General features: G+C 65.3%; 22 protein-coding genes. 14 read left to right on the top strand and 8 right to left on the bottom strand.

From position 1 onward, the window contains the following. Positions 1-418: 418 nt before the first annotated feature. On the bottom strand, positions 419-1,534 hold the full coding sequence (locus ACH413_RS40900; protein ID WP_360046444.1) for an XRE family transcriptional regulator: 1,116 nt from the start codon (positions 1,532-1,534) through the stop codon (positions 419-421). Between the two features lie 225 nt (positions 1,535-1,759). Here ACH413_RS40900 and ACH413_RS40895 point away from each other — a divergent pair, with 225 nt between their 5' ends. The 7 genes from ACH413_RS40895 (at position 1,760) to ACH413_RS40865 (ending at position 8,934) form a co-directional block, all read left to right on the top strand. After that, complete coding sequence (locus ACH413_RS40895) at positions 1,760-2,665, top strand: AAA family ATPase (protein ID WP_360046442.1); 906 nt, start codon at positions 1,760-1,762, stop codon at positions 2,663-2,665. Further along, a complete protein-coding gene (locus ACH413_RS40890) occupies positions 2,652-3,131 on the top strand; it encodes a hypothetical protein (protein WP_396425728.1) in 480 nt (159 codons plus the stop codon). The genes ACH413_RS40895 and ACH413_RS40890 overlap by 14 nt, the downstream gene beginning before the upstream one ends. Continuing rightward, positions 3,128-3,631, top strand: a complete 504-nt coding sequence (locus tag ACH413_RS40885) for a hypothetical protein (RefSeq protein ID WP_360046438.1) — start codon at positions 3,128-3,130, stop codon at positions 3,629-3,631. Before ACH413_RS40890 ends, ACH413_RS40885 begins: the two co-directional genes overlap by 4 nt. Positions 3,632-3,646: 15 nt before the next feature. Continuing rightward, positions 3,647-4,513: a CBASS oligonucleotide cyclase gene (locus tag ACH413_RS40880; protein ID WP_360046436.1), complete on the top strand. Its 867-nt coding sequence runs from the start codon at positions 3,647-3,649 to the stop codon at positions 4,511-4,513. Further along, positions 4,510-5,478 carry an S-4TM family putative pore-forming effector gene (locus tag ACH413_RS40875; RefSeq protein WP_360046434.1) on the top strand — a complete coding sequence of 323 codons (969 nt, stop codon included), beginning with the start codon at positions 4,510-4,512 and terminating at the stop codon, positions 5,476-5,478. The genes ACH413_RS40880 and ACH413_RS40875 overlap by 4 nt, the downstream gene beginning before the upstream one ends. 311 nt (positions 5,479-5,789) lie before the next feature. Further along, the gene (locus ACH413_RS40870) at positions 5,790-7,646 is read left to right on the top strand and encodes an AAA family ATPase (RefSeq protein WP_360046432.1); all 1,857 of its coding nucleotides are present in this window, start codon (positions 5,790-5,792) and stop codon (positions 7,644-7,646) included. A gap of 1,075 nt (positions 7,647-8,721) precedes the next feature. Next, positions 8,722-8,934, top strand: coding sequence for a hypothetical protein (locus tag ACH413_RS40865; protein ID WP_360046430.1), 213 nt, complete (start codon positions 8,722-8,724; stop codon positions 8,932-8,934). A 5-nt stretch (positions 8,935-8,939) separates the two neighbouring features. Here ACH413_RS40865 and ACH413_RS40860 read toward each other — a convergent pair whose 3' ends face one another. Continuing rightward, positions 8,940-9,407 (bottom strand): hypothetical protein, encoded by a 468-nt coding sequence (locus ACH413_RS40860; RefSeq protein WP_360046428.1) that lies wholly within the window; start codon positions 9,405-9,407, stop codon positions 8,940-8,942. Positions 9,408-9,664: 257 nt separating this feature from the next. On the opposite strand from ACH413_RS40860, the gene ACH413_RS40855 reads away from it, so the two are divergent. The 3 genes from ACH413_RS40855 to ACH413_RS40845 are packed head-to-tail and all read left to right on the top strand — an operon-like array spanning position 9,665 to position 12,145. Then, positions 9,665-9,796: a hypothetical protein gene (locus tag ACH413_RS40855; RefSeq protein ID WP_360046426.1), complete on the top strand. Its 132-nt coding sequence runs from the start codon at positions 9,665-9,667 to the stop codon at positions 9,794-9,796. 40 nt (positions 9,797-9,836) lie between these two features. Continuing rightward, on the top strand, positions 9,837-11,099 hold the full coding sequence (locus ACH413_RS40850; RefSeq protein WP_360046424.1) for a hypothetical protein: 1,263 nt from the start codon (positions 9,837-9,839) through the stop codon (positions 11,097-11,099). Between the two features lie 17 nt (positions 11,100-11,116). Then, a complete protein-coding gene (locus tag ACH413_RS40845) occupies positions 11,117-12,145 on the top strand; it encodes a hypothetical protein (protein ID WP_360046422.1) in 1,029 nt (342 codons plus the stop codon). Here the strand turns inward: ACH413_RS40845 and ACH413_RS40840 are convergent. Next, positions 12,138-12,347, bottom strand: a complete 210-nt coding sequence (locus ACH413_RS40840) for a hypothetical protein (RefSeq protein WP_360046420.1) — start codon at positions 12,345-12,347, stop codon at positions 12,138-12,140. The two genes, ACH413_RS40845 and ACH413_RS40840, sit on opposite strands and share 8 nt — an antisense overlap. A gap of 584 nt (positions 12,348-12,931) precedes the next feature. On the opposite strand from ACH413_RS40840, the gene ACH413_RS40835 reads away from it, so the two are divergent. Continuing rightward, positions 12,932-13,483, top strand: a complete 552-nt coding sequence (locus tag ACH413_RS40835; protein WP_360046418.1) for a sigma factor — start codon at positions 12,932-12,934, stop codon at positions 13,481-13,483. Positions 13,484-13,758: 275 nt separating this feature from the next. Further along, positions 13,759-15,117: a DUF2254 domain-containing protein gene (locus tag ACH413_RS40830; RefSeq protein ID WP_360046416.1), complete on the top strand. Its 1,359-nt coding sequence runs from the start codon at positions 13,759-13,761 to the stop codon at positions 15,115-15,117. A gap of 204 nt (positions 15,118-15,321) precedes the next feature. Here the strand turns inward: ACH413_RS40830 and ACH413_RS40825 are convergent, their stop codons facing one another. The 4 genes from ACH413_RS40825 to ACH413_RS40810 form a co-directional block, all read right to left on the bottom strand. Further along, positions 15,322-15,741: an STAS domain-containing protein gene (locus tag ACH413_RS40825; protein ID WP_360046414.1), complete on the bottom strand. Its 420-nt coding sequence runs from the start codon at positions 15,739-15,741 to the stop codon at positions 15,322-15,324. Then, positions 15,738-16,040, bottom strand: coding sequence for an STAS domain-containing protein (locus ACH413_RS40820; RefSeq protein WP_360046412.1), 303 nt, complete (start codon positions 16,038-16,040; stop codon positions 15,738-15,740). Before ACH413_RS40820 ends, ACH413_RS40825 begins: the two co-directional genes overlap by 4 nt. Before the next feature lie 134 nt (positions 16,041-16,174). Continuing rightward, complete coding sequence (locus ACH413_RS40815) at positions 16,175-16,723, bottom strand: STAS domain-containing protein (protein WP_360046410.1); 549 nt, start codon at positions 16,721-16,723, stop codon at positions 16,175-16,177. A gap of 459 nt (positions 16,724-17,182) precedes the next feature. Then, complete coding sequence (locus ACH413_RS40810; protein ID WP_360046409.1) at positions 17,183-17,521, bottom strand: DUF1330 domain-containing protein; 339 nt, start codon at positions 17,519-17,521, stop codon at positions 17,183-17,185. 271 nt (positions 17,522-17,792) lie between these two features. Here ACH413_RS40810 and ACH413_RS40805 point away from each other — a divergent pair, with 271 nt between their 5' ends. Next, a complete protein-coding gene (locus ACH413_RS40805) occupies positions 17,793-18,125 on the top strand; it encodes an iron-sulfur cluster biosynthesis protein (protein ID WP_360046407.1) in 333 nt (110 codons plus the stop codon). A gap of 193 nt (positions 18,126-18,318) precedes the next feature. Here ACH413_RS40805 and ACH413_RS40800 read toward each other — a convergent pair whose 3' ends face one another. Beyond that, positions 18,319-19,776 carry an oligopeptide:H+ symporter gene (locus ACH413_RS40800; protein ID WP_360046405.1) on the bottom strand — a complete coding sequence of 486 codons (1,458 nt, stop codon included), beginning with the start codon at positions 19,774-19,776 and terminating at the stop codon, positions 18,319-18,321. A gap of 437 nt (positions 19,777-20,213) precedes the next feature. On the opposite strand from ACH413_RS40800, the gene ACH413_RS40795 reads away from it, so the two are divergent. Beyond that, positions 20,214-21,554, top strand: coding sequence for a hypothetical protein (locus ACH413_RS40795; RefSeq protein ID WP_360046403.1), 1,341 nt, complete (start codon positions 20,214-20,216; stop codon positions 21,552-21,554). Positions 21,555-21,577 lie beyond the last annotated feature (23 nt).

The following is a 21,577-nucleotide window of genomic DNA, read 5'->3' as shown; positions in this document are numbered from 1 at the left end:
ACCAGACCTGACGGGTCACGATGGGGCCGTTTTCGGAGCACCTTCCGAAGGCGGCCCCATCGGCATGTTTTACCTGTTCAGACCCATCGCGACTCGTTGAGTCTCGACGAGAAGGGGCCCAGAAGGGGCCCAAGGAGTCCAAAGTAGACTGTGCTTTGCATCCATACTGGACAGTCCTTGTCAACCATTGGTCTAGCGCCAACGCAACGGCTCGTCCTGCGACCAAAGACGGGCTCATCACCCCTGCTATGACCGGCCCCGTCCGCCGGAGAGGCCAGCCCGGTGTCAGCCACATAGGTCGAGAGGAAGCTCGAACAAAGGCGTGGGTCGTACCGGCTACGTCGGGTCGTCACATTGACGACTCCACGCCCGCAAGTGGACGACCGCTCTCGCTGTAATGAGTCAGACGAGGCTGGTCTTAGAACTCCACGCGCGGCCGTTCGCTGATGTCACGACTGAGCAGAGCCCGGACATCCGCTTCCGGGAGGCCGGACCGCCTGATGAACTCGGCGAACGAGACCCCGGCCGTCTCCATTACTTCGATGGCGCGGTGCAGCAGGACCGGAGCTTCTGGGGCCCCCAGAGGACCTGGTTCCACCTTCCGCCACCCTCGCACCGACAAGGCTTTCCAAGCCTGCGCGTAGGTGTGATCACCCATGACGCCGAGCGTTTTCGCCCTGACCAGGAGAGCGGCCAGCGACACGTGCCATTTGGCTTTTAGGCGAAGTAACGTCGGCCAGTCAAGGCGAGCTGGCAACTCATGCGCTATGTCTTCGGCCGGCATGAGAAAAGCGGCGGCAAAGTCGTTAGCCTCTGCCTCAGTCGCTTTGTCACCTATCTGGCCGCCGCTGCCATGCAGAACCAGATGGCCTAGTTCATGGGCTGCGTCGAACCGTGAACGATCGCGTAGACCCTTGTCCGCCCCGAGCGCCACTACTGGCCGGTCCGGAAACGCGACGCAGAAAGCGTCGACTTTTTCGATGCTGACGCGGAATCGGGCGACGACCACGCCGTTCTGCTCCAGCAACCTCACCACGTCCGGAACCGGGCCCCGCGGCACGTTCCAGTAGCTGCGCACCCGCGCCGCGGCCTGCACGACATCGGCACTGCTGAAAGGCTGATCTTCCGTCGCGGGAAAGCTCGGCACGTTGAGTTCCGGCAACCGAACGTACTTCTCGAGTTCGAGCGTCAGTTCCCGCGCGAGATGAACGTAAGCCAGCGCTTGCTGACGATCCTTGGGAGAGGTGGATCTGAGACTGCGGAAGTACCCGTTGATCTCTTCCTGCGCCGGAGGGCGGGCCGGAGCCGCGAAGAAGGCCGGGGGCACCCGCAGCGCGACCGAGAGCCGCTGCATGGTCGACGACGCAGGTTTCGTGTGACCGTTCTCGAACTGACTTATCGAGGCCGACGTGACCGAACCGGCCTCTTTGGCCAGCTGCACCTGACTCAGCCCCCGGAGTTCGCGTGCGAGCCGCAGCCTCGCCCTGTCGAACAGGGCCGCGATGTCACCTGAGTCCAGTTGCCGGTCACTCACATTTGGTCTCCGCGTCAGTGCGCCCTAGCGGGGCGGACGTGTCAGATCTTGATCACTCCGCCGCATCTTAGGCACACCTTGGCTACTGACGAGTCGCTCTGCCGCCGACACGCCCGATGAGGTGTGCCACATCTTCCGCGTAGACACGTGTGTATGCTACCGGAATTCCAGAAGATCGTGTGCGAAACTGAGGTGGACACCCCCACCTGGCGGATGGAGTCGAGGTTGAAGGTTCAGGAGTGCGTGCTGTCGGACGACGTGATCGATGCCGACTCGACCGAGGACGCGTTGTGGGACGCCATCGTGACGCCGGCGAGCATCAAGGAGCGGCTCCGCAACCAGACTCTTCTGTCGTTGCTGATCCGCCCTTCGCTTCCGTTCACGGTGACCGCCCTGCACGGGCTGTGCACGCTGCACGGCCCGCCGGGCACCGGCAAGACGACCCTCGCGCGCGGCCTGCCGGCAGAGGTCGCCCAGTACGTTCCAGGTCGCAAGGTCCGGAGGATCGAGATCAACCCGCACGGGTTGATGAGCGCGGAGCATGGACAGTCGCAACAGCGGGTCAGCGAGCTCCTCGGCGAGTACGTGCCCGGTCTCGCCGCTGACGGCATGCCGACCGTGGTGATCCTGGACGAGGTCGAGTCGATGGCGGTCGCCCGATCCGCAGCCTCGCTGTCGGCCAACCCGGCCGACGTCCACCGCGCCACCGACGCCGTGCTCACAGCCCTGGATCACAACGCCGTGGCACACCCGCACTTGTTCTTCGTGGCGACCAGCAACTTCACTTCGGCGCTCGATGAAGCGTTCCTCTCACGGTCCGACGCGGCGATCCTCGTCCCTCTGCCCGAACCGGAGGCGTTGCGGGAGATCTTCGCCGGGACACTGCTCGCCCTCGTGGACATCTATCCACGTCTCGGGGAACTGGCGGCCTCCCCCGCGATCGGCCGCATCGCCGAATCCGCTCGCGGGCTGGACGGCCGACGCGCTCGCAAAGCGGTCTTCGAGGCCATGGCTCAACGGCTGGACACCGTCCTCGACCCCGAGAGCCTCACCGAACACGACCTGTCACTCGCGGTCCGCAACGCGGTCGCGGAAACCAACCAGCAGGAGGTGACCAGTGCTCCGGACTAGGGAAGTCGCGGCAGCTCCGGTACGCAGCGCCAGCGCCACCTGGTCCGTGATCACGGACCTCGTGACGGACACCGTGGCGCAGTCCGCGGAACTGTCCCGCGAAGAAGCCGCGCAGGCGATGGCCACTGCCGAGCAGATCGGCCGCAAGCTTGTCGCGGGAGGGCATCTGCGGCGGCACCCGATCACGCTGGTCGCGGGCAAGGTGCACTGCGAGATCACAACGGTGTCGGACACGGCTGCGTTGACCCTGCAGGAGAACCTCAACCCCGTTCCCGGTGCGGCGGGCGCAGGCAGCTTCATGATCTACCTGCCTTCGCCGAGCCCGCTGCAGGAACAGGTGAAGGCAGCGGCCGACGCCCACGCCCGGTTGTCTGACGAGGCCCCGCCAACCGCGGAAGCCAAGTCGGCCAGCGCCGGACCTCTGATCGATCACGAAGCCCTGCGACGGGCGGTGCAGCAGCGATGACCTCCGCCCACACCTACAGCCACACCCGCACGCACACCGCGACCCACCTGACCGAAGTCATCCTCGGCACGATCTCGGACATCCTCGCGGACCTCGGGATCAGCACCGCCAGCCTGGACCGCGACTGGGTGATCATCGAGAACGCCATTAAGGCGTGGATCGTCGAGGAGTCCCTGGTCTCCGTCGTGGTCGAGTGCCACCAGCCGTCAGGCGCGGTGGCACCGGTGATCGAGTTCCCGGTGTCCTACCGCGCCTCCGGGGACGGCAATGCCGAGTTCACCGCCTCCCGGGCACGCATGGCCCGGTTCCTGGCGAAGCTCGACCGCGTTCCGGCAGGCACCACCTTCAAGCTCCTCTGCACCTTCGAGACGCCCGGCACACCGCAACCAGGCTGGGGCACCGGAACACGCGCCAGCACCGAGGGTCTGCGCGGTATCGCCTTCGGCACCCTCGGCGCGGCACCGCACGCCTCCGCCGGCATGCGCTACCTCTCCAACTGAGACCAGGACACGGACATGGGATACGTCGACGACGCCTTCGTCAACCTGAAGCACAACCTCGAGATCGCGCCGACCGAGCAGAAACAGGCGGCGTCACACCACCTGGCCATCCGCGACTTCGTCAGGTCGCACTGGGACCTCGCCGACGACTTCCTGACCGGCAGCTACCGCCGCGACACGAAGACGAAGAAGCTCAAGGACGTCGACATCTTCATCGTCCTAGACGCGGACGGCGAACAGGCCGGCTATCGGCACCGAAGCCCCAATCAGGTCATCGACGCCCTGGAGGAGCTCCTGCGGGAGAAGTGGGGCGCCGCCGAGCAGGACGGGATGGCGGTCGTGATCCCCTACGGCCCCGACGACGAGGTCATGTCGGTCGATGTGGTTCCCGCCTTCAAGCGCGAGGACGGCGGTTACTTCATTCCCGACCCCTCTGCTGGGCGGTGGATCGCGACCAACCCCAAGGTCCACCACGAGCTCAGCATCGCCAAGAACGCCGACTGCGACGGCAAGTACGTGCCGCTCGTGAAGATGATCAAGGGCATCAACCGCGAGCTCGGTGAGCCGGTGTCGCCCTCGTTCCTGCTCGAGGTCATGGCCATGTCCTTGGTGAAGACGCCGTTCGGCCGGTATCAGGACGAGATCGTGCTCTTCCTGGCCACCGCTGCGGAGCGCATCCACGACGAGTGGCCGGATCCGGCAGGGCTGGGCGGCAACGTCAACGGCGTCATGACCACCAGCCAGAAGATCACGGCTGCCTCCGCGCTCGACGGGGCTCGCGCCATCGCCGAACGAGCGGTCGATCTGGAGGACGACGGCGAGGAACGCGCCGCCTACGACGAGTGGAAGAAGCTGTTCGGGAACAGGATGACCAGGCCGTGAACCTCACCACCAACCCCGAGGGTTTCCGAGGCATGCCGCCCCGCGCGATCCACGAGCGTCAACTCGACGACGACATGGTGCTCGTGCAACGAGCGGCGGCGGCAAGCCACGTTATAGGACAACGCCTCGAAGCCACACGGGTCAATGCGCCCATCATCATCGCCCTCGGCGGCGTCCTGGTCACCCTGATCGGTCACGGCCGGGCCGTCATGTCCGTCATCGGGGTGGCCTCGTTCCTCTTGTCCGCGTTGTGGCTCAAAAGCAAAGCCGCGCGCACGGCCAAGGAGGGCGCGACCCTCCAGGAGATGTTCGACACCGCACTATTCGACCTGCCGTGGCGGTCCACTGTCGCCGGTGACCGCATCCCCGAGCAGGACGTTCGCCTACTGGCGCGCAAACTGCCGGTTGGTGGCGAGAAGGACGGCCGCATCACCGGTGGCTGGTACGACCCCACCACCGGGGTCCACCATCCCTACGACGTCTTCATCTCCCAGGAACAGAACCTCGCCTGGGACGCACGGCTACGTCGGCGCTACAGCCGTTTCGTGGCCGGGGTGGCGGCCGCGTGGACCGTCCTCGGTGTAGTCATCTGCCTCATCGTCCCGAACGTCACCCTCTTGGACACGCTGCTCAGCTTCTTCGTCCCCTCGCTCGCCGCGTTTCAGATCGCGTACGAGATCTGGTCCGGCCAGCGCAAGGTCGCCGACGAACGCGAACACCTGGGAAAGCTCGTCCTCGCCGAACTGCGCAACGCGCACCCCGGCCCCATCGCCGAGGACGAGTGGCACCGCCTGCGCGGCGTCGCCCGCGACGTGCAGGACGGCGTGTTCCGCACACGCCTCGAACCCACCCGAGTGCCCGAGTGGTTCTACAAGCGCTTTCGTGACGACGACGAGTGGGACTTCGGCGACACAGCCGAAGGCCACCGTATCCGACTCGCTGAACGTACGACTCCACCTACGTAGCACGTAGGACTGGCGCCCCCTAGCGACACCCACGTCCGACCGCCCCGCCGATCGCCAGTCCGAGGTTGTGCGCCCGCAAGGTGAATCCGACACCCCGTCCCACCGGAGCCAAGGATTTCTCGTCAGGTCGTATGGACCGAGCTCTGGTTGGGCCGCATCGAGATCATGCAGCTGGGTGGTTTCCGTTGTCGGACGGCGGAAACGGCTCACGACACGCGCAAAAATTGGCGGACGAGAGAGAGGCAGAGGCGTAGCGTTGCCTCCGCTGTTCGGGGCAGCATCGTCGATACCGCATCAGGGAGAACACATAGATGCACCTGTTGTCTGCCCACGTCGCCACCTTCAAGAGCGCCACGGACTCAACCGAGTTCACGCTGAACGCCGACGTCACCGCTCTTGTCGGTAAGAACGAGTCCGGCAAGACCGCCGTACTCGAGGCCTTGTACCGCCTCAACCCGTTGTCGAGCGGACACATCACCACGTTCGAGGACCTGCGGGACTACCCTCGGCGCTACCGGTCGCGCGACAAGGACAAGATCGCTACGACCCAGCCCGTCAAGATGACTTTCCAACTCGACGCGGACGATGTCACGGCGGTCACCAAGGTTCTCGGGCCTGAAGCGCTGACTAGTGACCAAATCACCTTGTACCGCAAGTACAACGACCCCAAGCTGTACCGCATCGCCTTCTTCGACGAACTCGCGGCGGCACGCCACCTCGTCACCAAAGCGGGCCTCGATCCCAGTCCCTACGCGGCGGCGACCACCATCGCGGAACTTGTTGACGCTCTCCGCGCGGACACCGCTGCCGAGGCGGCCGTAACCGTGGCCGATAGCCTCGGCGGCCGAACGCTCGAGGAGGAGGCTTGGGGCCTGATCGAAGCACGAATGCCCCAGTTCCAGTACTTCGACGAGTACAACGTGCTGCCGGGCACCGTCTCGATCAACCGGCTGCAGCAAGTCCCCGAACGCGACCTGCGTCCCGAGGAACGCACTGCGCTCTCACTCCTGCGTCTCGCCGGGGTGGACACCGCCGAGTTCACTGAGGAGTCCTACGAGAGCCGTAAGGCCGCCCTCGAGGCCGCAGCCAATGAGCTTACCGACCAGTTGCTCGAGTACTGGACTCAGAACCCGGACCTGACCGTCGAGCTCGACATCGAGTTCAGGCCAAACCTGCAGAACCCACCGCACCGCGAGCCGTGGCTGCACGTCCGGATCAAGAACCAGCGGCATCGGGTGACCCTGCCGGTCGAAGGGCGATCGAAGGGCTTCCTGTGGTTCTTCTCGTTCCTCGCGGCCTTCTCCGAATTCGACTCGAGCACGGCCCGCAGGATCATCCTGCTCGACGAGCCGGGACTGAACCTCCACGCGAAGGCTCAGGACGACCTGCTGCGCTACATCGAAGATCGGCTGGCGCCCCGCCACCAGGTCATCTACACCACCCACTCCTTGTTCATGATCCAAAAGAACAAGCTCGATCGGTGCCGCACCGTCGAGGATCTCGGCGACGAGGGCACCAAGGTGAGTGACAACGTGTGGGCTGCCCGTGCTGACACGGTCTTCCCCCTGCTCGGCGCCATCGGTGTTGACATGACGCAGACGCTCGTCATTAGCCCGCACCAACTGCTCGTCGAGGGCCCGTCGGACGTTGTGTACCTGACTGTGATGAGCGAGGTCGTCCGGCAAGCCGGAGGCACGCCCCTCGCCCCGCAGTGGACGATCACGCCCGTCGGCGGGCTCGACAAGGTGCCGGCATTCGTGTCCCTGCTGGGCGGCGGTAACCTGAACGTGGCCGTGCTGATGGACGTCGCCGCCAACGGCAACCAGCGCATCGCCCAGCTGGCATCCAAGGGCCTCATCGACACGAAGCGGCTGGTCCACCTGACCGAGGTGACCGGCACCGGCGAAGCCGACATCGAGGACCTCTTCGAGGTCGACTGGTACCTGAAGCTGCTGAAGGAGTCCGGGGTGGGCACCTTCACGCTGTCCCAGCTCAGCGGTGGCGGCCGAATCGTCAAGCAGGTGGAGGCCGTACTCGGTCACCGCTACGACCACTACCAACCGGCAAACCACCTCATGCGCTCACCCGGCACGCTTCCCGACAAGGTCGACGAGCACTCCCGCCTGCGCTTCCAGGCGCTGTTCGTCCGGCTCAACGGGCTTCTGTAGTGGCCTGCAGGACCGCGCGAGACGCGAATCCACCTCGTACACCGATCAGCACCGCCTTGTCCCCGACACCAGCAGGCCTGCGTGCAGGTAATCCGACGCAAACAGCTAGGCGACGGCACCCACGTGTTCGGTGGTCAGTCCAGGTTCAGCGACGTGCGCGCCGGATCCAACTCAAGGAGCAGCCGGCCGTAACCGAATTGGACGCCGGTGCGGCCGATGAACGGCTGCACCGCCCAGCGCACGTCACCGAACTGGTCTCCGCCGCAACAAGTGCCTGTGCCACAACTGTTTGGACACCCGCGATGTGCGCTTCGACTACCGACGCCCGAGGGTGCACCCGCTCGCCGCGTACAACTCCCGCGCCAACCGCCGCGGCACCAGTAACTCAAGCACGACGGACGACGGTCACCTGTCTTGACCTGGGCACCGACGATCAATCCCAGGTCAAACAGCCGGTTATCGCGAGGCAGCATCAACAAGTCGGTGGCAAGATCAGGTTTTGGCTTGCTGACGGCCCAGCCCAGCTTCACGAACTGTTGCCTCACCGCTCCTTCGCTTTGCTCTCCGAGTTGCCCTTTTTCCGGTTGGTGCACGATGTGCAGTCAACATCACGGGTCGCGATAAGTAAGCGCTGGTCTTATAGCTTCATCCGATGTGGGCATGACTCGTGCGGCAAACCGGTGGTCTCGGGTCGTTTCTTCGCCCGGAGCGTGGTGCCGATCGATGGAGTGAGTCGCCGGTACAGAGCGGGTGCGGTGGTGGAACCATCGCGCTGCAGCACTGGCTCCGACTGGCTCGCCAGCAAGCTCGTCGCGAGGAACAGCACAACCGTGCGAAAGAAGGCCGAAGGGATCCAGCGGCTGATCAACAACGGACAGATCATCGGCTCAGGCACCGGGCCGGCAACGTCGAGGGATCGGAAGAGTTTTCCATCAGCTTGACCAGCCGAGGCAGGTGATCTGCCAGGTACAGCTGCCACACACTTTAGACAGCGTCGTGTGCACCTTGGGCTGTGTGCCATCTCCGATCACGAGACGGCTGTCGATGAGATGGTGCGGGTGTTGCGGAGGGTCGGTTGATCCTCATCGATCACGTCGCCAGCTCGTCGCGTCTTGGGCGAGGCGCGCAGTGGCTGGTGGAGCGGATCACGATTCCAACGGCAGGAGAACACTTCCTGCGGTGGCCGCTACACCTCGATCAGCAGCGCGGACTGGAAGTCGAACCGCTGCAACGGTTCAAGCTCGGCGTGGCGGAGCGACTGGTGGCGCGCAAGTCGGGCGGCCAGTGAGCTGACTACGGTCCGAAGAGCCGTGCAGTTCGCGACTCGTCAGATCGGTCTTCCTTCAGGTGCCAGGTCACGATCACCTGGGCGTTGCCGGCAGTTTCCATCGTTCTGGCAAGCATGTACCTGTGCTCAGTCTGGGCTTCGAACTCCTCGAATTCGGTGACCTCGTCTTGGAAGCCCATGCCGTCGGTATCGACTTGAACGCCGTACGCACTGTCAGTTCCGACGTTCTGAAGTAGGTACCGCTGGCCACCCTCGTGTTCTAGAACGAAGCGAACACGGCCACGCTCGGATTCCGCCACTTCCTCCGCACGCCGAGCGGCCTCGACCTCCGCGAGAGCCACGGCGGCGTCGGCAGAGCGCTTGGCCTCGTCCGCTGACTTCTCCGCCGCGCGTTTCTGGCCGCGGCCGTACCAGGCAGCGAGACACGCGACAAGTAGACCGAAGCATGAGATCACGAACGCGGCGACCGTCATCGCAGTATCAAAGCACCTCGCGGCGTTCCGTTGCCGCAAGAAACTCTTCCGTCAGCGCGATGAGTCAAGGCGGTGGTCGCCGTCGCAGCCGACCAGCCGTACGTCGGCCCGGTCATGGCGGGAGCGTTGATCAGCGACGGCGCCGCCGACCGACTGAAGCTGTCCGAACAGGAACGCAGCGCGCTGCTGCTCTGGTTCCAGTCGTCGTCGAACACCTCAGTAGCGCGTGAGATGCGGTCTCGCCGCACACCGTCGACATGTACATCCGCCGGGCACGGCAGAAGCACGAGAAGGCAGGCCAATCCGCGTATTCCAAGTCGGAGCTGCTCGCCCGCGCGATCGAGGACAATCTGGTGGCAATGGAGGAACTCAACGGCGACACGCCTTGACCTCCGGGCCGACTGGGTTCGGTGGCCGATACTGAGTCTCGTGTCGAATCCTCGCCGCCCAGAGCCGATCCCGATGTGGGAAACAAAGTTCCCCGAACGCCTCGCGCAGGCACTGGCGACTGCCCACCGCTTGTCGGAGGACGAGCTTGCGGCGCACGACGGGGACGCGCTCATCGAGGCAGTTCTCGCCAACCACGCCGCATCTCCAGTGGTGCCGCGGTTCGATCTCAAGTGGAACAAGATGCAAGAGACCAACGCACTCGGCTTCGAGACAAGCGACACCGCTCATCCCGCACACTTCAGTTTGAACGTGCCGTGCGAAGGTGCCGGTTCCGCCCTCTTCGACGTGCCCGACCGGATCATGAACAGCGGTGGCACCACCGATCCCCTGCTCCGAACCAAAAAACCCGACTATCCGGCCTGGCAGATTTCACTGAATCTGAGCCTTGCCGCGGCCGACGACGAGGTGTGGCTGACGTTCGAGTCAGTCCTCCGCGATGCCTGGGATAAGGTCGAAGAGTCGCTGACGGTGGCTGCCAAGGTTGCCAATCAGAGGATCGATGAGCACCGTGCCGAGGTTCGAGCCGCGATATCGCCGGTCATCAAGTCGCGGCGAGCGCGTGTCATCGGCCTTCGCAGCGCGGCGGCCAGCCTGTCGATCCCGCTTGAACCGGTGGCAACGGCGTCTCTCGCAGTGCCGCTCGCGCCGACCCTTTTGACGCTTGAGCAGGTAGAGCGCTCCAAGGCATCAGGCACGCCCGAGCACGCGCTCGCCGACGACATCGCCAACAGCCTCGTCAAACTGATCACGTCGTTCGGCGTTGCGCTTGAGCGGTTGCCTGCCACGGCAGACAAGCTCGTCGGCGAGTCCGAGGAGACGATCCGCGACGTCCTCCTCTTCTTACTCAACGCCAACTACCGCGGTCTTGCCACGGGCGAGACCTTCCTGGGCAAGGGCAAGACGGACATCCTCCTGCGCTGGCAGGACCGCGACGCGTTCGTCGCCGAATGCAAGATATGGCACGGCGAGACGAGGTTCGTCGAAGCCATCGACCAACTGCTGGGCTACACGGTGTGGCGGGACACCCGCATCGCCCTGATCCTGTTCGTCCGTGATCGCAAGGACGTTTCGACCATCATCGATAAGGCCGCCACCTGCATACAGCAGCACAAGCAGTGCCTGACCGAGCGCCCTGCGATCGAACCCGACGCGCCACGAGAGTTCGTCCTGGCGTCCACGGTAGACAACCGCCGCGCGATCCGCTTGTCCTTGATTCCGGTTGTGCTGCCGCGTCCCGAATAACCAGATTGGAGACCGTCGTGGCCGAAGTGTTCGTGCTCGGAGCCGGCTTCTCAAGAGCTATCAGCAACTCGATGCCGCTGCTCAACGAGCTCGGCCAGGAGCTTGAACGGCGGCTCGACAAGCGGATCTTGCCACACGACACGCGCTTGCCTATCGCTGACTTCGAGAACTGGCTCTCGTTCCTCGCGGAGGATCAGCCGTGGCTTACCGAGGAAGAACACCTCCGGCACCGAGCTACGTTCCTCTCCGCTTCGCGCCTCATCTGCGAAGTGATCTTCGAGCGCGAGATCAAGGCACGCCGTTCAGCTCCTCCTGACTGGCTGAGGGCTCTCGTCGCACGGTGGCACGAAGACCGCGCGAAGGTCATCACCTTCAACTACGACAATCTCGTCGAGGCGGCGTACACCGATGTGGTGAAGGTCTACGGGGCCGGAGGATCGACCGACATCAACTACGTCACCCCAGTCCAGCTCCGGACGACCCCCATGATGCCGATCTTCGCCAGGTCGGGTGGCGTCCTTGGGCCCTCGTTCGTCGAGACGTTCAACCTCATGAAGCTCCATGGGTCACGTTCCTGGATGTACTCAGGTCGCCAGACCTTCTACGGTGAGACCATCTATGACGCCTGTCGTGTAGACGGCTGGTCTGCCGACGACGAGAGACCGATCAAAGACTGGCTGATCGCCGACAAAGTTCCACTGGTGGTGCCTCCGACTGCCGGCAAGACCAACTTTTTCAACAACGAGACCATCAGGCTCGAGTGGCGTCACGCGTTCAACAGCCTGCGCGACGCCGACCGTATCTGGCTCGTCGGCTACTCGTTCCCCGAGACCGACCTGCTCGTGCGGTTTCTCCTCCAGCACGGCTACACGGACGGAACGCCGGTCGTGGTTGTGAACCCAGGTTTCGACGTCAAAGAACGAGTGGAACACCTGCTCAGCAAAACCGCGACCCACGTACCGATCGAGTACCTCGATGACGCGGCGAAGATCGCTGGCCTGATCCCACCGCAAGACCCGAACCCCATCGCCCCGATTGTTAGGTGAGTCCGCCGAGGCCTGGTACGAACCGGCCTGAGCGCGAGGCGTACTCCGAGTAGGCGTCGCCGTGTGCGCGCAGCAGGCAGTGCTCCTCCATCACCCGGACCTGGGTCTCGATCGCGGCCACCAGGGCGAGCGCGTCCGCGACCAGTGCGTTCTGCTGGCGACTCCACCCACGTTCAGCGGTGGCCAGTGCGGCAGCAGCCACCGCCGTCCAGATCGAGCAATCGCCCGCACGACGCTCGAGTCCATGCTGATGACCCTCTCGACATGGCCGACGAAGTCGTCTTTGACGATCACCTCGTCCAGGATGCGGGCCCAGGTGCCGTCCTTGGTCCACAACTGCAGCCGTTCATGCGCGGTCTTCCACGGCCCATAGCGGTCGGGCAGGACAGGCTACGGCGCACCGGTCCGCAGCTTCCACAGGATCGCGTTGATCACCTACCGGTGATCAACGCCACCGCCGCCCACACCCGATCCGTCAACTCACCACGACCCACCACCACGCAGAAATACCAGACGCCGAGATCAACGGCTTACAGGACACGCACTAGTCGAACGGTTGTGGCATGGTTACCTTCGCCAGTGTGGCGACCTGCGTCGGTAAACAGATCGTAATTGAAATTCAGCAGGTCCGTCGTTCCCAAAGAGGGTTGTCAAACGCTCAGAACATGATCGTCAACGCGCCGTTGTGAGGTGTTTGCTCGCTGAGCATTCGGGTATTCCGGCGGTCGAGCGCGCCGCCCCAGCCCCCGGTGGTGTCCACACGGTGTCCACTCGGGGAGCGGCGCAATGACCGACAGCGATAGTCCAGCGATCTGTCAGATGCTGATGCAGCGAGCTGGGCGGGGTGATCTTGCTGCGTTCGCCGAACTCTACGACCGCACAGTACGGCCGGTGTTCGGCCTCGCCAGTAGCATCCTCGCCGACCCGGCTACGGCAGAGGAAGCCACTCGCGACGTCTACCTGCAGCTGTGGCACACCGCTCCTCTGTACAGTCCCGACCGCGGTGACGTGGTCGCGCTGCTCATGACCATGATCCGCCAATGCGCACTTGACCGGCTCGAGACCACGCATGCCCCTTACGGCACGCCGGCATCCCCAGCGTCGGCTTGCGTCGGCCTTGGTCAGCTGCAATCCGTTGTGCCCGCCCGCTCACGCGACGTACTGCTTCTGACCTATCTCCACGGCCGCTCGCTCACGCAGGTTGCCGACCTGCTGAGCGTCCTGCGCGCGACAGCGGCATCACGGCTCACCGAGGCCCTGCCCAGGCCGCGCGTGGGCTGTACCGCTGACGCCGTCGACGAAACTCACCACTTAGTCGAGCGTCGCCGTTCGCCGTAGCGGGGCGACGTTTGCGAACCTCGGCTACCACGCCGACCCTGGGCAATCCTTCAACCGGCCGGAGGGTCGGCTCGCGCCGCAATGGCCGCACTCGAACGTTGAGTCCGATCAATGGTCAGAACCGCCAGGCGACGTCGCCTCGCCGAGCGCCGTCAGGACCACCTGGGACAACCGCCCGACAGGAAAGGGACTGTCGCGGGAGAACGCCGCAGTCCGGTTCCGGCGGCCTCGCCGGTCCGGTGTGCGAGCCCTAATTCTCGGAAGCGAGGCAACTGATGGCCATGTCCGGGTTTCGCGGTGCGGTGAGCGCGTTTCGGGACACCGTACGCACGCAGCTGTGGCCGATGCCGACAGCGGGGGTCGTTCTCGCGGTGGCCCTGGGAGTGACGCTGCCGGAGGTGGACGCCCGGATCGACGACGAACTGCCCGCCGCGTGGACGGCGTACCTGTTCGGCGGGGGCGCCGACGCGGCTCGCGCGGTGCTGGCCGCGATCGCGGGTTCGCTGATCACGGTGACGTCGTTGACGTTCTCGCTGACGGTGGTGACGCTGCAACTGGCCAGTGGCCAGTTCTCGCCCCGGCTGCTTCGGACGTTCACCAGCGACCGGTTCGTCCACGCGACTCTGGCCTTGTTCCTCGCCACGTTCGCTTACGCCCTCACGGTACTGCGCACAGTGCGCACCGCAGATGGTGCCCAGCAAGCATTTGTCCCGCAGGCATCGGTGACGGTGGCCTTCCTGCTCGCCCTGTCCAGTGTGGTGTTCCTGGTGTTGTTCCTGGCCCACCTGGCACGCAAGATCCGGGTCGAGACGATGGTGCGCGACGTGCACGCAGATGCCGCCGCCACGGTGAGCCGTGTTCTCACCGAACGCGGTGAGGATTCATCACGGCCCGTGCTTCCGGTGCCCCCGGCGAGCGCAGTGCCGGTGATCGCCTCGACTTCCGGATTTCTCGGCAGAGTCGACGAGAGCGCCCTGCTCTCCGCAGCGGTCGACGCCGACGCCATCATCGTCATCGATCGTCGTCCTGGTAACTCCGTCGTCGCCGGCACACCGATCGGGGTGTGCTGGCCACGCACGGCCGAACCCTTCGCGCACGAGACCTCGACGCACCTGCTGTCACGTGCACGGTCCGCGGTCTCGACGCAGACCGAGCGGACCGCCGCCCAGGACGTCGGTTTCGGGCTGCGACAGCTCACCGACGTCGCCATCAAGGCGCTCTCGCCCGGCATCAACGACCCGACCACCGCCGTCCACGCGCTGGGCCACTCCGCCGCGCTCTTGGCCCAACTCGCCGCACACGAACTGGGACACCACGCCCTTTCCGACGACCGGCACCTCGTCAGAGTGGTGCTGTACCGGGCTGACTTCGAGGATCTCTTGGACATGGCGGTGTCGCAGCCACGACGCTACGGTGCCGCGGACCCGGCGGTGCTGGACCGGCTGCTGACCCTGTTGCGCGAACTCGCGTGGGCGGTGGACCTGCCCGATCACCGGCGGGCGATCGAAAAGCAGCTGGCACGTCTGTGCGCTACCGCCGACATCCAGGACTTCGACAGCACCGAACGCGAGCACCTGAAGCACCTCGGCGATCAGGTCAGGCGGGCGCTGAACGGACGGTGGCGGGCGGTGTGACCCGCACGTGCGGATCAACGAGGGTGGGATCCTCGCCGAGTCGTTGGGCAGTTCGCCGCAGCATCTCGTGGACGAATGCCTGCGGCACGGTCACGGGTCCGCACGAGCTGTCCAGGTGACTCCGGATCCGACGTCGCGAATACCATCCGCCGCCGACTGACCCGCTGGGCTTCACCAGCCACCACCGGTGCTCTCGTCACTTCCTCACAGCCGACCCAGAACTCGGCGTGCGGAACGTGGAACTCCTTCGTCCGGGCTACGGTGCCGGTGGAGGCGGACAACGCCGGCGGTGTCCAGGGCGTGGGCAAGGTCAGGATGCTCGGCGAACACCAGCAGCCGGCACCGGCCGCGCTGGGACGACCGCTTCTGGGCCTCCTGCAGGATCTGCAGCAGAGTGTCGCTAGGAGCGGTGTAGGCGGACAGGTCGACGACAAGGACACCAGGACACACCACACACAGCTCGAGCAGTTCCGTGCGCAACCCCGCAACGGTCTCCGCGTCGATCGGTCCGGCGACGACGAGCAGAACCACGCCGTCGTCAACCCGCACCGAGATCGTCAGCCCGGGAGCACCCGAGCGGGTGCGGGGTGGGACCGGTCCTGAGGGTGTGGCCGATGTCGTCATGGCGCGATCCGCGATGCCCGCTCGGGCGGTGGCGATTCCGGGAGACCCACCAGAGCCACGAGTCGGCGGTCGGCGGGGTGCACCCCGGTCACGGAGAGGGTAGCGCCGCCGCGGGCCCGCTGGCGGCGCAACCGGACCAGCACCGCCAACCCTGCGGCACCCAGATGACGCACCTCGGACAGGTCCAGTTCCACATCTGTCCCGATTGGGACACGCCGGACGCGTTCGACGAGGTCGGGGAGGCTCTCCGCGTCGATCGTTCCGGCGAACCGGACCTGGTGTGGCGCCGCCCTGCCCACGGATTCGACGCCATCCCGAGTGGCGGATCGCGGCACCATCGTGTCCTGTTCCCAGCATCGCGGGACGCGCGTTCCCGCGCAGCGGGTTCCCGCCGGTCGGGCCGGTACGGGTGAGCGAACCGGAACGGGGCGGGTCATGCGGCATCAGGAATGACGATGAACTGAGTGTCCAGGCCGGTGACGTGCAGCGGCATCAGCACGCTGCGGTGGGTCGCCACGACGCGCATGGTGAGGTCCCGGCGACGGCAGTATCGATGGGTGATGACCAGCGCGGCCAGCCCTGCCACGGCGAAGAACCTGATCCCGGTCAGGTCGACCACCAGCGAATCCGACGGGTCGGCGGCCTGGCAGCCGGCCCGCAGCGCCGTGGTCAACGCGGGCGCGGTCACCCGGTCGACCTCGCCGCTGACGCGCACCACCACAGCGGCCCCCACCCGTGCGGAACACACTCGCAGGGCCGGAATACCCGCCGGGACGTTGGGAGCCGTCAGACCTGGTTGGGCGCGGTGCACGGGTACCTGACCAGATACCAGGGCAGGCGGATGGACCAGGTGGTCGTGCATGGGCCACCCGTCTCGAGGAACGGCGATGAACTCCGCCGGGAGATTCCCGGTGGGCGTTGTGGCAGCGTCCAGGATGCGGGCGCGGGGAATGTCGCCGGGGACGAACTGATGCTCAGGCACGGGCCAGTGCTCCGGTGGTCGAGTCCAACAACGTCGACTGCCGGGGGCCGGGGCAGCTCCCAACCAAATGAGAGGGCATCAGTATGCGCTGCGTGAACATCCCCGACAAGACTGGCGGTCGCGCACGGTAACCATTCGGATTCAGCGCGGGTTCAGTCCAGAGGTCGGTCGGCGAAGCGTCGGCGAGTATCCGCACCTGGAAAGCCCGAACGTCCGAAGCACACGGATCAGTTCATCCACAGTGGACCCTTTGTGTTCGGCAACCGGCTCGGTGGCACCCCGACGTTCACTCTCGTGCCCAGGGCTGGCCGTCAGGCGGGCGACTCGGTGAACGAACGCTCCTGCGGGTTCGATCACCGGCCGCGTCGCGACTTCCCTTCTGTCCCAGCGTTGTCACGCCCTTCAGCCCTCTGGCCGCATGCTGAACGCCACCTTCGCCCGTGAGCGACCGAGTTCGGATCAGCTCCAAGGGGTCGTGGCCTGGAGGACCGCCTCGGTCAGCGCCGCCGTGCGCAAGCGCGTCACCTCCTGGTACTCGGGATCGGCCACCATACGACTGAACGCGGTCCTGTCCGGATAGCGCACGACGATCACCGCGTCCCAGCTCTGCCCTTCATCAGCCACCAGCACCGTGGATCCCGTTCCGGCGTAGAGGACCTCGCCGCCGTGACGAGGCAGGAAGGTCTCGCTCAGATGGCGCGCGTATTCGCGGTATGAGTCGGCACCGCCTTCGGCGAACCGCAGCAGGTTCAGCATCACCACCGGCCCGCCCGAGTCCTCGGCGAGCAGTCGTTTCAAGTCCGCACCACGTGGATCAACGGCCATGTGCACAGCATGCCTCGCGGTTCGACGACCCGCATCGGTTGATCCGCCTGTCTGAACTCGCGGCATCGCGAGCGGACGCGGCCGATCGCCGGAAACCGGAAGGCTTCACCCCGGTTCGCAGCGTGATCACCGCTCAATCTTTCGTCTGCCCAACATTTGTACCGACCGCGTATTCAGCCGCAGGCTCGGGGTATCCGGTGTCGAAGGTGAACCAGTCAGAGCCAAGCCGACATCAGGAGCCAGGATGCTCGACGTCAGCCTGCGAGCGAGTCAGGCGATCAGCACACTCATCTCGCTGCACAGCCGCAGCTCCGCGGGCGGGCTCAGGATCTCGCTGGCCAGGAGGCGCCCTGAGCACAGCGCAGGCTTCGCGCTGTCGGTCAGGGAACGGCCCGTGCAAGGAGACCAGGTCGCGGCGGGAGACCTCGGCTCACGGGTGTTCCTCGACCCCACCACCGCTCGCTGCCTCACGGATCAGGTGCTCGACGTCCAACCCGACGACAACGGGAAGTTCCGCTTCACCGTGCGCCGCAAGTCGCGAGGTGGACGCCGGGTGTGCCGCAGACCCGTCCGCTGAAGTGCGCAGTCGGGGTGGGTGGTCGTCGGTTCGACGGTTCCGGCCATGCGGGACACTGCCCTGTCCGGCGCGATCAGCCGCACAGTGCTCGAACACGCATCGTGTGCCGTCGCTGTTTCCAACACTCCAGCGACCAGGGCGCCCATCAGAAAGCAACCTGCTGTCCGCGCCGGCGTGCCTTGGCCCGTAGCGATCAGCGCACCCCGCTCATCAGCTTGCGGATGAACGGGCTGGCCAGTGCGAGCAGCACTCCGAACACGACCGCCGTACCACCGACAGCGCTGAAGTACGCCGCCTCGTTGTCGACGCTGTAGTAACTCGCGAGTGCGCCCGCGGTAGCGGTGCCCAGCGCGATCGAGAGGAAGTTCAACGCGACCATCTGCGTGCGGAACGCCTTTGGCGCCAGCTTCGTCGACAACGACAAGCCCACCGGGGACAGCAGCAGCTCCGCAACGCTGAAGGTCAGCAGGATCAGCACGAGCATCAGCAACGGCGTGGTGTTGCCGGTACCTGTGGCGAAGGGCAGGAACATCAGGAACGCGACACCCATGATCACCGTGCCGAGCGCGAACTTGACCGGTGCGGACGGCTGACGCGGCCCGAGCCGCGTCCACATGGCCGCGAACGCTCCCGCCAGCAGGATGATGAAGATCGGATTGATCGAGTTCGCCCACGCCACCGGCATCTCCCAGCCGAACAGCGTGCGGTCGAGCCGCTGGTCGACGTAGAGGACGACGACCGTGAACTGCTGCTGGAAAAGGGAGAAGAACACGAAGCTGGCCAGGAACATCGGGATGAAGCTCAGCACCCGCCGCCGTTCCACCCGCGTGATCTTCTTGCTGCTCAGGATGACGGCGAAGTACGCGACCGCCGCCACCGCCACGACCAGGACCGTCACCGAGGCGAGGTTCCCGGCCGTGATCACCCCGGCAAGTACGAACAGGACCACACCGGCGACAACAGCCACCGCACCGGCACCGGCGACCGCGCGTCCCTTCGCCGGCAACGGGTTCGGCACGACGTTCGCGTCCTGCGGCAGGTTCTTGCGGCCGATCGTGTACTGGACGAGCCCGGCCGCCATGCCGATCGCGGCCAGTCCGAACCCGAAGTGGAACCCGAGCTGCTGCTGTGCGAGGCCGGTGAGCAGCGGCCCGATGAACGCCCCGAGGTTGACGCCCAGGTAGAACAGCGAGAACCCGGCATCGCGCCGCTCGTCACCCTCGGCGTAGAGGGAACCGACAAGCGCGGTCGCGTTGGCCTTCAGCCCACCGCTGCCCAGCGCGACGGCGCACAGACCGAGGCCCACACCGGCCAGCCCAGGTATCACCGCCAGCGAGATGTGCCCGAGCATGATGAGAACGGCGCTGTAGAAGAGTGTCCGCTCCGAGCCGAGCACGCGGTCGGCTGTCCAGGCGCCGACGATCGTGGACAGGTACACCAGACCGCCATAGGCGCCGACGATGCTGGTCGCGGTGGTTTCAGAGAGGCCGAGACCACCTTCCGTGGCCGAGTAGTAGAGATAGATCGTGAGAATGCCCTGCATCCCGTAGAAGGAGAACCGTTCCCACATCTCCACACCGAACAGGTTCGCCAATCCGCGTGGGTGTCCGAAGAACGCGGTGCCCGTGTTGTCACGGGTGGAGGTGCTCATCGTCCCTGCCGTCCTTCCGTTGGGCTGCGTGTCAGCCGACCCCGTGGTCCGCGGCGCGAACGGCGAGTCCATGTCCGGGTAGCTCGGCCCGGGGTCGCAGAAACCCGTCGAGGGGACGGACTCGACCGGCGAGCGGTTTTCGCCTGCCTGCCGGTGATGCCGACGCAGCGGGTGGCGCCGACCTGCGGGCAGCCCGCCATGTTCAGGCGGCACGGCGTTGCCCGGACCGCAATGAGAATCCCGGTTGTTCCAGACATTCGGCCAGCTGACGGACATCCTCCTCGAGGACCACGAGGTGGTGGGACGACCCGCATCGGCTGGTGGACCCCTTGCCCAGGTTGGCGGTTGCCGCCTCGAACAACACAACCACACCAGGACCACCACGATAATCCCAGCCACACCACATCGACTACATCTCGCTCATTTCCGCTCATATATTGCCCAGAGTTCGCTCATGTGCCGAACACCGAGTTGCACCTACGATTATCTCTAGCAAACAGATTTCATCTCGCCTAAAAGCGCAAGCGAACGGAAGGAATGTGTCGAGAATAATGCGCGAAAGCATTATAAGTGGGCGACAGAAGGACAGCGGACGCCGACTCTTCAGGCCCACACGCTGGGTAGCGGTGGTGGCGGCGCTCGGGGTCGTGAGCGCAGGCACACCGGCGTTCGCAACGGCGCCACAGGCAAGCGAAGAGGGCACGCACTGCGTCAGAACCGCGTCCGGCTATTCCGACCAGATCACACGTTGCTTCACGAGTCTGCGGACCGCGATCAGCCTCGCGACCGACGGGCGGGTCGCCGATGGGCCCGAGAGCGGGGCCGAACTTCTGGACGACAACGCGTGGAACGCGCTCCTGGCGAAGGTCAACGTTGCCGGGAACCAGGCGAAGCAGGCCGGCGGATCGAACCACTTCCTGACCGGAATCGTCTTCGTCGGCGAGGACTTCAGCGGGACGAGCCACCTGATGTCGACAACGCCCTCGTTCGCGACGCTGTCGGGCCCGGTTGCACCGTGCAAGAACTACACCCAAACAGCGACTTTCTCGCTGCCTCACGTCATTCCCAAATCGGTGGCGACCTTCAACGGCTGCTACTATAACACCTACGGTATCGAGTGGTACGCCAACGACCGCCTTCGCCGTCTCGGCTCCCCCGTCATCACCCCTATTCCGAACAACCGCTTCGTCCGGGTCGAGGGCGGTCCGACGAGGCTCGAACTGCTCCAGAAGTGCGGCAAGAGCTGCAAGTTCAAGTTCGACGACGAGGGCCGGCCTTCTGAGCGTTACGGCTCATGGCGTGCGGGCGACGGATTGGTCAACTGCTCGACGTCAGTGGGCACCTACGGCACGGGATGGGAGGACACGGTCGGTGGCGCGATCGACATCGGGGTCGAGATCGGTGTCTCCGCGAGCGGCGGGTTCCCCGGTGCGGTGCAGGTCGAGGCATCGATGAGCACCAGCTTCAACCAGCAGTGGAACTGGTCGTCGACCCTCTCGAAGTCGGTCGAGGTGACCGTGCAGCCCGGTGACTACGCGCAGCTGTGGGTCCGGCCGTTGCTCCTGGACTACAAGGGCCACTACGAACTGAAGTTCAGCAACAACTTCCACGGCCGGAAGACCTGGAACATCCAGGACGTCACGGTGACCCAGCCTGGGCCAGAACGTGCTCTGCAGCATCGCATCGACGGCAGCGCAATCGCCGGAAGCCCGTTCGAGAGTTGGTGTGGCGACACTTCCAAGGCAGGCCGCGTCGGCGGAATGACCATCGTCAAGTGACCGGTCGGGTGGGTCGTGCGAAG

The sequence above is a fragment of the Lentzea sp. NPDC020367 genome (assembly GCF_044387305.1).
Classification (GTDB): domain Bacteria; phylum Actinomycetota; class Actinomycetes; order Mycobacteriales; family Pseudonocardiaceae; genus Lentzea.
The sequence above is the reverse complement of the archived record's forward strand: the minus strand, read 5'-3'. Positions and strand labels throughout refer to the sequence as shown.